Genomic DNA, 10,825 nt, shown 5'->3' on the forward strand with positions numbered 1-10,825 from the left:
GATCATCCTCGAGGATGAGGAAGACGTGTGCGGGTGGGTGCAAGCCCGTACGGGTAGGTCCAGTGAGCTGTAGTTTCCCACTCTGGCGCACTCTCGTGGATTCCCCGTACGAACGGAATTGTGCCAAGTTGGTGACACGCTCACCAGAACAGAGAAGGTCAACCAGACGAATCGGTTGCGGGCCTTCGTGGTGTTGAGCGGTCCACGTTCGGTGGTCGGTCGTAGGCGTCGATCAAGTCAGATCTTGATGTTGGCCCACATGGCGAACCGGGCGAGTTGGTCGGTGCCGCGCCGTGCGTTGGCGAGCACCCGCACTGTCTCGTGCACCTGGGGGTGGTTGCGCGTCAGCTCCGGCGCGATCCGTCGCGCCTGGTCCAGACCGGCGAGCGCGCGGTCCTTGTCCCCATGCAGCAGCCAGGCGCGGGACACGTCGATCCAGTGATGCCCGGCGCGCGACGGCGCCACCGACGCGGGCAGGCGGATCTGCTCGGCGCGAGCCACGGCCGTGGTTCCATCGGATAGTTCAACGGGTACGGCAACGGAGTGGATGTCGACGTTCGACGGTCGGAACCCGGTTCCATAGTTGCGGTACTTGTCCGCACCGATCGCCGCGGCGATACCGCGAGCCTCCTGTATGTGCGAGTCCGCGGCGTCGCTATCGAGTGCTCGAGCCGAGAGGATGGCCCCGCGCAGGTGCAGTGCGCCGCGCACCGCGAGCAGATCAGGCGTCGTAGCCAGTTGCTCGCTGGCGGTGTGGGCGCGTTCAATCGTCCGCAATCCTCCGACATAGGCACCGGAGGACAGCAAGACCAGGGCCCGGTTGTACTCGGCAGCGATCGGCCAAATCGGGTCGCCGCTGCGTTCGGCCGCCCACCCGCAGCGTTCCGCGGCCAGCCCTGCCAGGTCGAGGTAGCCGTATTGGTAGGCGAACAGCATGGCCTTGCTGTAGGCGTAGGCGAGGGTGGAGTGGATTGCTTCCCGATGGCGGCTGGAGTGCTCGTCGTCGGCGAGCATGTGCAGGCCCCGGATGGCGTCGGGAAGGTCGGCGGTCAGCTCCGAGTAGTGAGCCCGGCGCATCCCCTCCCGTACGCGGTCGACAGCGTCGGTCAGTTCCTCGAATGTGGTTGGCCCGGCGAGGGGTTCGTCGTTGAACGCGACGATGGCGCGCCGAAGTTCGGGAATCGCGGCGTGCGCCGCGGTGTCGGTGCGGTCCTGGATGTAGGGCTGTCCGGTCAGGTCGGCGACATTCAGCCCCAGTACGCGAGCGACGGCAGCAATGAACGCGGGCGAGGCCGGGCGGTCACCCTGTTCGACCTTGCGTAACAGGGACAGCGACAAGTTTGCCTTGTGCGCAAGCTGAGTTTGTGTGAGCCGCGCCAGCTTGCGCGCCCTGGCGGTCCGTCCTCCGACCCCCATCTCATCCATGCTTCAACGCTGCCACATGTTGTGGCGATTCGCAGCGGTCCCCGCAGACCACACTTTCTGTAGCACCCAGCGCCGGGTCGAGCCCCGAACTCCTCGGCGGCGGGTGCCCACCAACACACCACAATGCAAGGGGGTTCCGGAGTGACCGAACTCGCTGTCACCTTGATCGTCATGGCCGCTGTAGGCGGCTTGCTGATCCTGCTGTTCTGGGTGCTGCCGTGGCTACTCGAGTTCGGTGACGATCCGGACGAGCGCGTGCCGTTCCGTGAGGTCATGGACCGAATCGACCGCGAGGAGCAGCGATGACGCCGCGGCGCAGCTGGATCCAGGACTATTGCGAGGACAGCAACTGGCCCGTCGATGAGAAGCACGCGCAGGGCCTGCTGAAGCTCCATGCCACATGCACCCCGCCGTGCCCGCGCAAGCTGTCCGCTGAGCGGTGGCTCCGCGAGTGCGGCACGAGCAGTGAACCGGACAACACAGTCGGCGACAGGTAACTCAGCCCATCCGGTTACGTCGTGACCACCGGCGCGCCGAAGCCTCAGCGGCTCACCAGTTCGGCGACGTGCAGGAGCGGCGTAACCGGGGATCGGGCTCGGATCACGCAGCACGCCCGATACCGGGATCCGGGTCGAAAGGTCGGCCGCGACGCCCGAGAGATCGCGGCGATGCGGTCTCGAGCCAGCCCGACGGCCGCGATCAGGAGGTCGCGAGCGCGATGACGCGGGTGAGCGCGGCCGCCGCGTCGAGGAGGGCGTGGGAGCGAGCGGTGATGCTCGCGTCCCTGGCCACGAGGGCGGCGTCGACGTCCGCGGATCGGTCGCCGCGCGGCAGGTCGGGCATCAAGGTCCGAAGGGTGTCGACGCTGTATCCCGCGCTGCGAAGCTGGTGGACGATCCGAGCGTCGCGAACCTGAGCAGGTGAGTACCGCCGCGTCCGGTGTGTGGCGGCACGGTCCGGGACCACGAGTCCCTCGGTGTCCCAATGCCGCAGTGTCGAGGGGCGTACGCCCAGCGCGGCGGCGAGTTCGGCGACGCTCATCGAATCGGACGCACGAACGTCATCGATCGGCTCGGCCGAGATCGCCGAGGCCGCACGCTTCGCCAGCGCGAGGTCCGTTCGCTCACGGTGCAGGCGCGCGTGCGCCGCGTCGAGTAGCGCGAGCGCCTCGTGGATGGGGCGGTCGCGCACGGCGCGGAGGATTCGCTTGGCTTCGACAGGACCGACGCCCGCCGCCAGCGCGCGGTATGCCAGCGCGGATCGCACGTGTACCTCCCCGTACCCGCGATAGCCCGATGCCGTGCGCAGCGCAGGCGGCAGCACACCGTCCCGCTCGAGATTGCGGATCTGCTGCACCGAGTACCCGGCGCGCCGCGCCACATCGACCGTGCGTATCCGCGAGTTGAGAGTTTCCACGCTTTTGGTCCTCGATCTTCCGGCCGAAGTCTCCACAAGCACCTTAATGAAACGCTGGAGCACATGACCATCGACGAGATCATCGGCTTCGTCTCCGCGCTCGACGGAGTCCACACCCTCCGCCCCGGCCCCGGCGACGGCTCACCGGAGATCAGCTGGGGCGACACGTTCTTCTACTACTCACCCGACGGCGTCGTCCCGAAGGCGACCCAACCCTTCGCGACGATCGTCACGAAGAACTACCCCGGCGACGAGGAATCCCGCTTGGACCGCCCGGACGCCTTCCGAGTCAACATCGCAGCCGGAAAAGAAGCCTTCATCCGGTGGACCGGCCACTCCCCCCGCGAACCATCTGCCGATCACGATCCGAGCGCGACGGACACGGTCATCGCACACCCTGTCTACGGCTCCGCTGGTTGGCTCGCGGTGGTGAACCCCGCCCAGCGAACCGACGAACCAACCCGCGAACTCCTCCGAACGGCCTACGACCTCGCCCGCTCACGCTACGAACGACGTGCAGCCGCAACCCGCGATTGACACCGCGCGAGTGGCACCATGCGCCACTTGGGCCTTGGGCACGAAAATGCCCGATCTTGATCCCAACGAGAAGTGCTGCGGCGCGTGATTTTTCATTGGACCGGAACGCAGGGTTCGAAGCGGGCGGAGGATCCGGATCGTCGCTGTTGACATGGAGCGCGCTCCAGCACCTAGCGTCGGCAACGACGGATTCGAACCCAGGAGGTTGCAGCATGATCGACGTTTCCACTCGGCGGCTCGGCGAACTCGAAGTCTCCGCGCAGGGTCTGGGATGTATGGGCATGAGTCACGCTTACGGCGAAGCGGACGACGCGCAGTCGATCGCGACGCTGCACCACGCCCTCGACCTCGGTGTGACCCTGTTGGACACCGCCGACTTCTACGGCGCGGGGCACAACGAGGAATTGATCGGGCGGGCCATCGCGCAGCGCCGTGACGAGGTGGTGCTGGCCACGAAGTTCGGCTTCGCCAACCGCCTGGGCGAGCCCACCCACATCCGTGGCGACGCCCCCTACGTGCGGCAGGCGTGCGAGGCGTCGCTGCGCAGGCTCGCAGTCGACCACATCGACCTCTACTACCTGCACCGGGTGGACCCGAAGGTGCCGATCGAGGAGACGGTCGGAGCGATGGCCGACCTGGTAGAGGCGGGGAAGGTGCGCCACCTCGGGCTGTCGGAGGCGGGCGCGCAGACCATCCGGCGCGCGCACGCCGTGCATCCGATCGCCGCGTTGCAGAGCGAGTGGTCGCTGTGGACCCGCGATCCGGAAGCCGAGGTCGCGCCGGTCTGCCGGGAACTCGGCATCGGCCTTGTCCCGTTCTCCCCGCTCGGGCGCGGTTTCCTGACCGGCCGCTACAACTCGGTCGAGGGTTTGGCGGAGACCGATGTGCGGCGCAGCCAGCCGCGTTTCGCCGAGGGCAACCTCGAACGGAACCTCGCGATCGTCGCGAAGCTGACCGAGCTGGCCGCGGCGAAGGGGGTCACGGCGGGCCAGCTCGCGCTGGCCTGGGTGCAGCACCGCGGCGAGGACGTGGTGCCGATCCCCGGCACCCGGCGGCAGCGCTATCTGGAGGAGAACCTCGCGGCCCTGGCCATCGAGCTGTCCCCCGAGGACCTCGCCGCTGTCGAGGCCGCCGCCCCGCCCGAGCAGGTCGCGGGCACCCGCTACGACTCGACGAATCTCACCTTCGTCAACCGCTGAGGCCCGCGACAACGGCGCGTCCCGGACCGGCGCCACCCACCGCCGCGGACCGGCCGGGCCTACCGAGTGATGCCCGGGCCCGGCCTTCGCCACCCAGTAGTGGCCGCCGGGGTCGGGAGCTCGTTCACGGCCTCCGGGAACTGGCCGGGAGGGTCAGGGACGCGAGTAAGCCGCTCACGGCGCCGGGGACGACGCCTGTGCCCAGAACCGCTTCGGGATGCGCCCGGCCAGCCGGGCCGCATACCCGGCGCGGACGGCGTCCGCCATCGCCGCTGCCATCAGTTCGGGGCGGCGAGCCCTGGTCACGGCCGTGGCGAGCAGTACCGCCGAGCACCCGAGTTCCATGGCGAGGGCGGCGTCGCTGGCGGTGCCGATGCCCGCGTCCAGGATGACCGGGACCTCGGCGTCCGCGACGATCATCTCGATGTTGTGCGGGTTGCCGATGCCGAGGCCGGTGCCGATGGGCGCGCCGAGCGGCATCACGGCCGCGCAGCCTGCGTCCTGCAAGCGGCGGGCCAGCACCGGGTCGTCGTTGGTGTAGGGCAGCACGACGAACCCGTCGTCGACGAGTTGTTCGGCGGCGGTGAGCAGTTCGATCGGGTCGGGCAGCAGGGTGCGCTCGTCGGCGACCACCTCCAGCTTCACCCAGTCGGTGTCCAGCGCCTCGCGCGCCAGCTGCGCGGTGAGCACCGCTTCGGCCGCGGTGCGACAGCCCGCCGTGTTCGGCAGCGGCGCGATGTCCAGTCGTTTCAGCAGGTCGAGCACGCCGGTGCCGCCCGCGGCGTCGATGCGCCGCATGGCCACGGTGGTCAACTCGGTGCCGGAGGCGATCAGCGCCTCCTCCAGGACGGCGAGGTTCTCCGCGCCGCCGGTGCCCATGATCAGGCGGGAACCGAACTCGCGGTCCGCGATCCGCAGCGGCGCGTCGGCCCTCCCGGCTTCCGCCGCGGCCTCAGCCACCTTGGACCGCCGTCAGCACCTCGATCTGCCAGCCGCGCCCGACCGGTTCGTCCCAGCGCGACTTGGGGAACACCGCGCCGTCCACCGCCAGCGCGACGCCCCGGCACGGCAGGTCGAGGCGCTCCAGCAGCTCGCGTACGGTCAGTGGATCGGCGAACTCGTGCTCGTCGCCGTTCACCGTGACACCGATGGGGACGGATGACAGCGTCATCTACTTCCTCCTACAGTCGTCGAAAAGCGTTGCGGGTCGGCAACTTCCGCTTCGGGCAGCACCGCCCCGCCGAGCAGGCCGGTCACCGCGTCCACGGTGAGCGGCACGGTCAGCATGCCGTTGCGGCCGTGCCCGGTGGCCACCACGATCCGGTCGGTGAGCCGGCCGATCAGCGGCAGGTTGTCCGGGCTGCCCGGCCGGGAACCGGCGCCGGCCTCGGCGAGTTCGTATTCGCCGATGCCGGGGAACACCGCCTCCGCGTCGGCGATCAGATCGCGAACGCCCGCTACGGTGACGGCGGTGTCGAAACCCGCTTCGTACTGCGTGGCGCCGACGACGATGCCCTCCGCGCGCGGCACCAGGTATACCGCCCGCCCGTGCACCCGGGCCCGGATCACCCGGCGCGGCGCGGGGGCGACGCCCGGCCGGTGCCGCAGGCGCAGGATCTCGCCCTTGACCGGGCGGACCGGCAATTCCGGCCACAACGCCGCCGACGCGGCTCCCGCCGCGAGCACGACTTGGTCGTGTGGAAGTTCCGTCAGCGAGTCTACGGACTCGGCGCGCACCACGACGCCCGCCGTCTCGGCCGCCTGCCGCAGTGCGGCGAGCAGCTTGCGGTTGTCGATCGCGGGTTCGGCGGGCGCGAGCAGCGCGGCGCGCACTGTTCGGGCCAGGCCGGGTTCCCGCTCGCGAACTCCTGCGCGGTCCAGCATCCGCAGCTCGTGCCCGCGGCTGCCGACCCAGTCGGCCACGGTGCGCAGGTCGGCCGCGTCGGCCGCGTCCAGCGCGACGGTCATGGTCTCGTCCGCCACGAAGACCGACACGCCGGTCGCGGCTTCGAGCCGGGCGGCGAAGGCGGGCCAGCGGGCCAGCGATGCCGCGCCGAATTCCAGCACCCGGTCCTCGCCGGGCCAGCCTTCCGACAGCGGTGCGAGCATTCCTCCGGCCACCCAGGAGGCCCCGGTCGCGACCGCCGGATCGAGCAGCGTGACCGACCAACCGGCCTCGGCGGCCCGCCAGGCCACGGCGAGCCCGATGGCGCCGCCACCGACGACGGCCAGAGTCCGCATCCCGATCCACCTGCCTCCTGTTTCGCATCCCCACGGTAGCGCGGCTACGGTCGAAGGCGTGCAACCCTCCCACCCCAATCGACCCGCCTCGCCGCGGGAGCGTCTGGCGAACGCGCGGCTGTATCTCTGCACCGACGCACGCCGGGAGAAGGGCGATCTGGCGAAGTTCGCCGAGGCCGCTTTCGCAGGCGGAGTCGACATCATCCAGCTCAGAGACAAGGGATCACCGGGCGAAGCGAAGTTCGGTCCGCTCGAGGCCAGGGCCGAACTCGGCGCGCTGGCCGAACTGAAATCCGCCGCGCGCAGGCACGGCGGGCTGGTCGCGGTGAACGATCGCGCCGACATCGCCCTCGCCTCCAGCGCCGACGTGCTGCACCTCGGGCAGGGCGACCTCCCGCCCTGGTACGCGCGCCGGATTCTCGGGCCCGAGGTGGTGATCGGACGATCCACGCACAATCGCGCGCAGGCCGGGCTCGCCGCGATCGACGAGCACATCGATTACTTCTGCACCGGACCGATCTGGGCGACCCCGACCAAACCGGGCAGGCAGGCGGCGGGCCCGGAACTGATCCGCTCCACCGCGGAAGCCCATCCCACCCGGCCCTGGTTCGCGATCGGCGGGATCAACGCCGAGAACCTCGCGCAAGTGCTGGAAGCCGGAGCGAAGCGGGTCGTGGTGGTGCGCGCGATCACCGAAGCGCGCGATCCGGAAGCCGCCGCGCGCGAGCTGAAAACGGCGCTGCTGGCGAACGCGTGAGCGGCGCGGTCAGGAAAGCACCTGTCCGCGGGTGAACGAAAGCGCGGTCTCCACCGCCGTGCTTCCGGCCGAGGCGGGCTCCGTGACCTGCGCGCCCGGCTCGTCGATGATCCTGGCGTAATCGCCGGGCCCGGCCGGATCCGAATGCAGCCAGACGAAACCGAGGTCGGCGAGGTCGAGCGTGCGCGGCAGCGCGGCGGCGACGGCTCGGTCGCCCGCGATCTCGGCGAGCAGCACCCGCGCGGGCGCGGCGCGCAGGGTGGGCCAGGACGCCGCGAAGCCCGGATGCAGCGGGCGGGCGTCGACCTCGTCCTCGGGGACCCAGGCCAACTCGGTACTTTCGCGATTACCGGTGGTCGGGAGCGTCATCACCGCGTCGGCGACGACCGTCGTGTAGGTCCAGCCGCTCAAGGCCGACGCCGTCACCCGCTCGCCGCGCACCCGGACGTCGGCGGGGTCGATGCCCGTCTCCTCCCAAGCCTCGCGGACCGCCGCGTGCACGGGCGTCTCGTGGCTGTCGCGCGCCCCGCCGGGCAATGCCCAGGTGCCGCCTTGATGACTCCACGGAGCGCGGTGTTGCAGCAGCACCGCCGAACCGCCCTCGGCCAGCGGAGCGCGCAGGAGGAGTCCGGCGGCGCCGAAGCGACCCCAGTGCCGCAGCCCGTCCGGGCCCAGCGACCAACCGTCACCGTCACCACGCATCTCGTACCCATCCTCGTCCAGCTGCGGCAGCGCCCACCATCGTTTCCTCCCAACCGAGGGTGTTTCACACGCAACGGCTCCCGTACGACCACAATAAACTCCGCACCAACACGCACGGGTCGATCGGATCTTCGGTCCAACCGTCGAGAAATCCGCGTACGCGGCCCAAACTGGGGAGGTGGACATGGCTAGCTCCGAGCCGACGACGGCCGAACTCCGGCCATCGTCCGTGCCCGAGGCCGCCGGTCGGGACGATCCGGGCGGGCTGAGCGTCGCGGTGGTGCGCGAACGTCTCGACCTGGCCAACCTGCGCTCGTTCGCCAATTCCTCACCCGGACGGCTGATCGCGCTCGGGCTGCTGCTGATCGGATTGTGCCTGGCCGCGGGTTCGATGACCGCCGCGACGGTCGGTGACCGGCAGCAGAGCCTGGACGTGCTGCTCTACGACACCGAACCGGACGCCGATTCCGCGCATCGGCTCTACACCTCGCTGTCGATCGCCGACGCCGCGGCGAGCACGGCCTTCATCGCGGGCGGGCTGGAGCCGCAGGCGGTGCGCGATCGCTACACGCAGGCACTGGGCGAAGCAGCCGCGGAGTTGGTGACCCAATCCGACCGGGCGGGGCCGGGGGCGGCGATCGATCCGGATGCCAGGCTGCGCACCGGCATAGTCACCGGCCTGCCGGTGTACTCAGGTCTGGTGGAAACCGCACGGACGAACAATCGCAGCGGATATCCGGTCGGCGCCGCGTATTTGAGCGAGGCGTCCAACCAGATGCAGACGACGCTGCTACCGATGGCCGAGGAGCTGCACAACCATCGCTCGGCGGCGGTGACCGACGCGCAGCGCAACCACGTGCGCCCGCCGTGGGGCGCCATCGGGCTGCTGATCCTCACCCTCGGCGTGCTGGTCTGGGTGCAGCGGGATCTGGCGCGACGCTGGCGGCGGGTGCTCAATCCCGGCCTGCTGCTCGCGTCGGTGGCCATGCTGATCCTGCTGGCGTGGACAGTGATCGCGGGTTCGGTGTCGGCGGCGTCGATGATCAGCGCCCGCGACGACGGGGCGGTACCTTCCTCGCGTCTGACCGAGAGCCGGATCCTGGCGCAGCAGGCGCGCGCCGCGGAGACGTTGAAACTGGTTCGCCGGGACGCGACCGGCGACTACGACCGCACCTACGACGCGGACATCGAACGGCTGGCCGATCTGATCGGCAACTATCCCGGCTCCGCGCCCGCGGCGGGCGAGGTGCGCAACGCCGTTCCGGCGCTGGCGCGCTGGCGTGTGGCGCATCAGCGGATGAACGACGCGCTGGCCAAGGGCGATTTCAACAGCGCGGCCGTGGTGGCTACCGGTCCCGGCTCCGCCGACGCCACCGTGCAGGTGGAGGCGCTGGACCGTTCGCTAGAGCAAGGTATCGCCGCGACCAGGAACACGCTGCGCGACGAGATCTCCCAGGCCGCGCGCGTCCTGGACTTCCTGGGCGCGGGAGCGATGGTGCTCGGCGTCCTGGCGGCAGGCTATGTCGGACTGGGCATATGGCCCCGGCTTCGGGAGTACCGATGAGATCCTCCCGCGGCATTCTGGTGGCCGCCGTCCTCGTGGTCGCGCTGACGGGCGGCTGTGCGAGCGATTCCAGCGCGCCGGTGTCGACCAAGACGCCGAAGTACACCGATTCCCCGTTTCCCGCCAGAGCCGTTCCGGTGCTTACCGATTCGCCGGTCCCGCCGCCGCCGGGCACACCGCGATGCGGCGACCCGACCGCCAGTCTGCGCCCGAGCGGCGCGGGGGCGGGCGCGCACGGACCGACGATCGATGCGATCCGGGCGCGCGGCAGGCTGCTCGTCGGCCTGGACACCGGCAGCAATCTGTTCAGCTACCGTGACCCGATCTCCGGCGCCATCGTCGGTTTCGACGCCGACATCGCCAGGGAGGTGGCCCGCGACCTGCTCGGCAGCCCGGATCTGATCGAATTCCGCAGTCTCGGCTCCGCCGAGCGCGAGACCGCGTTGCAGAACCGCACCGTGGACCTGGTCGCCAAAACCATGACGATCACCTGTGAGCGGCGCGAGAAGGTCGCGTTCTCCACCGTCTACCTCCACGCCAACCAACGGGTGCTCGCGGTGAAGAACTCCGGGATCCGGAGTCTGGCCGATCTGGCGGGCCGACGGGTGTGCATCGTCTCCGGCACCACGTCGCTGGAGCACATGCGCCGCGACCAACCCGCCGCGACCATCCTCGCCGTACCGAGCTGGGCCGATTGCCTGGTCGTCCTGCAACAGCGCCAGGTGGACGCGGTGAGCACCGACGACGCCGTCCTCGCGGGCCTGGCCGCGCAGGACCCGTACACCGAGCTGGTCGGCGGCAGCATCAGCGAAGAGCCGTACGGCATCGGCATCACCAAAGGCAACGACGATCTCGTGCGATTCGTCAACGGCACGCTGGAACGCATCCGTAACGACGGCACGTGGGTCGGGCTGTACCAGAAATATCTCACCGTCCTCGGTCCCGTTCCCGCCCCGCCCGCCCCTACCTATCAGGACTGACCGG

General features: G+C 70.0%; 12 protein-coding genes. 6 read left to right on the forward strand and 6 right to left on the reverse strand.

Translation table 11 applies throughout. The annotated features are described in order from the left end of the window. Positions 1–237 precede the first annotated feature (237 nt). Complete coding sequence (locus tag ABZ420_RS15955) at positions 238–1,425, reverse strand: helix-turn-helix domain-containing protein (protein ID WP_357122659.1); 1,188 nt, start codon at positions 1,423–1,425, stop codon at positions 238–240. Between the two features lie 141 nt (positions 1,426–1,566). Here ABZ420_RS15955 and ABZ420_RS15960 point away from each other — a divergent pair, with 141 nt between their 5' ends. Next, positions 1,567–1,731: a hypothetical protein gene (locus ABZ420_RS15960; RefSeq protein ID WP_357122662.1), complete on the forward strand. Its 165-nt coding sequence runs from the start codon at positions 1,567–1,569 to the stop codon at positions 1,729–1,731. A gap of 393 nt (positions 1,732–2,124) precedes the next feature. On the opposite strand, the gene ABZ420_RS15965 is transcribed toward ABZ420_RS15960, so the two are convergent. After that, entirely contained in the window at positions 2,125–2,841 is a 717-nt protein-coding gene (locus ABZ420_RS15965) for a MerR family transcriptional regulator (RefSeq protein ID WP_357122665.1), read from the reverse strand. A 63-nt stretch (positions 2,842–2,904) separates the two neighbouring features. Here ABZ420_RS15965 and ABZ420_RS15970 point away from each other — a divergent pair, with 63 nt between their 5' ends. Beyond that, the gene (locus ABZ420_RS15970) at positions 2,905–3,378 is read left to right on the forward strand and encodes a DUF6194 family protein (protein WP_357122668.1); all 474 of its coding nucleotides are present in this window, start codon (positions 2,905–2,907) and stop codon (positions 3,376–3,378) included. A 212-nt stretch (positions 3,379–3,590) separates the two neighbouring features. Then, the gene (locus ABZ420_RS15975) at positions 3,591–4,577 is read left to right on the forward strand and encodes an aldo/keto reductase (RefSeq protein WP_357122671.1); all 987 of its coding nucleotides are present in this window, start codon (positions 3,591–3,593) and stop codon (positions 4,575–4,577) included. Between the two features lie 174 nt (positions 4,578–4,751). Here the strand turns inward: ABZ420_RS15975 and ABZ420_RS15980 are convergent, their stop codons facing one another. The 3 genes from ABZ420_RS15980 to thiO are packed head-to-tail and all read right to left on the reverse strand — an operon-like array spanning position 4,752 to position 6,818. Continuing rightward, a complete protein-coding gene (locus ABZ420_RS15980; protein WP_357122674.1) occupies positions 4,752–5,537 on the reverse strand; it encodes a thiazole synthase in 786 nt (261 codons plus the stop codon). Next, on the reverse strand, positions 5,530–5,748 hold the full coding sequence (gene thiS, locus ABZ420_RS15985) for a sulfur carrier protein ThiS (RefSeq protein ID WP_357122677.1): 219 nt from the start codon (positions 5,746–5,748) through the stop codon (positions 5,530–5,532). Before thiS ends, ABZ420_RS15980 begins: the two co-directional genes overlap by 8 nt. Continuing rightward, positions 5,745–6,818 (reverse strand): glycine oxidase ThiO, encoded by a 1,074-nt coding sequence (gene thiO, locus ABZ420_RS15990; RefSeq protein ID WP_357122680.1) that lies wholly within the window; start codon positions 6,816–6,818, stop codon positions 5,745–5,747. The genes thiS and thiO overlap by 4 nt, the downstream gene beginning before the upstream one ends. 58 nt (positions 6,819–6,876) lie before the next feature. On the opposite strand from thiO, the gene thiE reads away from it, so the two are divergent. Then, positions 6,877–7,575 (forward strand): thiamine phosphate synthase, encoded by a 699-nt coding sequence (gene thiE, locus ABZ420_RS15995; RefSeq protein WP_357034825.1) that lies wholly within the window; start codon positions 6,877–6,879, stop codon positions 7,573–7,575. Positions 7,576–7,584: 9 nt separating this feature from the next. Here thiE and ABZ420_RS16000 read toward each other — a convergent pair whose 3' ends face one another. Continuing rightward, entirely contained in the window at positions 7,585–8,277 is a 693-nt protein-coding gene (locus ABZ420_RS16000) for an NUDIX hydrolase (RefSeq protein WP_357122683.1), read from the reverse strand. Positions 8,278–8,461: 184 nt separating this feature from the next. Here ABZ420_RS16000 and ABZ420_RS16005 point away from each other — a divergent pair, with 184 nt between their 5' ends. Further along, entirely contained in the window at positions 8,462–9,841 is a 1,380-nt protein-coding gene (locus tag ABZ420_RS16005) for a hypothetical protein (protein ID WP_357122686.1), read from the forward strand. Continuing rightward, positions 9,838–10,821 (forward strand): glutamate ABC transporter substrate-binding protein, encoded by a 984-nt coding sequence (locus ABZ420_RS16010; RefSeq protein WP_357122689.1) that lies wholly within the window; start codon positions 9,838–9,840, stop codon positions 10,819–10,821. The genes ABZ420_RS16005 and ABZ420_RS16010 overlap by 4 nt, the downstream gene beginning before the upstream one ends. Positions 10,822–10,825 lie beyond the last annotated feature (4 nt).

The sequence above is a fragment of the Nocardia sp. NPDC005745 genome (assembly GCF_040630775.1).
In the GTDB taxonomy this organism is placed as follows: domain Bacteria; phylum Actinomycetota; class Actinomycetes; order Mycobacteriales; family Mycobacteriaceae; genus Nocardia.

Excerpts from the sequence above, each read along its gene's own strand:
- ABZ420_RS15955 (WP_357122659.1), bottom strand. The coding sequence starts at position 1,425 with ATGGATGAGATGGGGGTCGGAGGACGGACCGCCAGGGCGCGCAAGCTG.
- ABZ420_RS15970 (WP_357122668.1), top strand. The coding sequence starts at position 2,905 with ATGACCATCGACGAGATCATCGGCTTCGTCTCCGCGCTCGACGGAGTC.
- ABZ420_RS15975 (WP_357122671.1), top strand. The coding sequence starts at position 3,591 with ATGATCGACGTTTCCACTCGGCGGCTCGGCGAACTCGAAGTCTCCGCG.
- thiS (WP_357122677.1), bottom strand. The coding sequence starts at position 5,748 with ATGACGCTGTCATCCGTCCCCATCGGTGTCACGGTGAACGGCGACGAG.
- thiO (WP_357122680.1), bottom strand. The coding sequence starts at position 6,818 with ATGCGGACTCTGGCCGTCGTCGGTGGCGGCGCCATCGGGCTCGCCGTG.
- ABZ420_RS16000 (WP_357122683.1), bottom strand. The coding sequence starts at position 8,277 with ATGCGTGGTGACGGTGACGGTTGGTCGCTGGGCCCGGACGGGCTGCGG.
- ABZ420_RS16005 (WP_357122686.1), top strand. The coding sequence starts at position 8,462 with ATGGCTAGCTCCGAGCCGACGACGGCCGAACTCCGGCCATCGTCCGTG.
- ABZ420_RS16010 (WP_357122689.1), top strand. The coding sequence starts at position 9,838 with ATGAGATCCTCCCGCGGCATTCTGGTGGCCGCCGTCCTCGTGGTCGCG.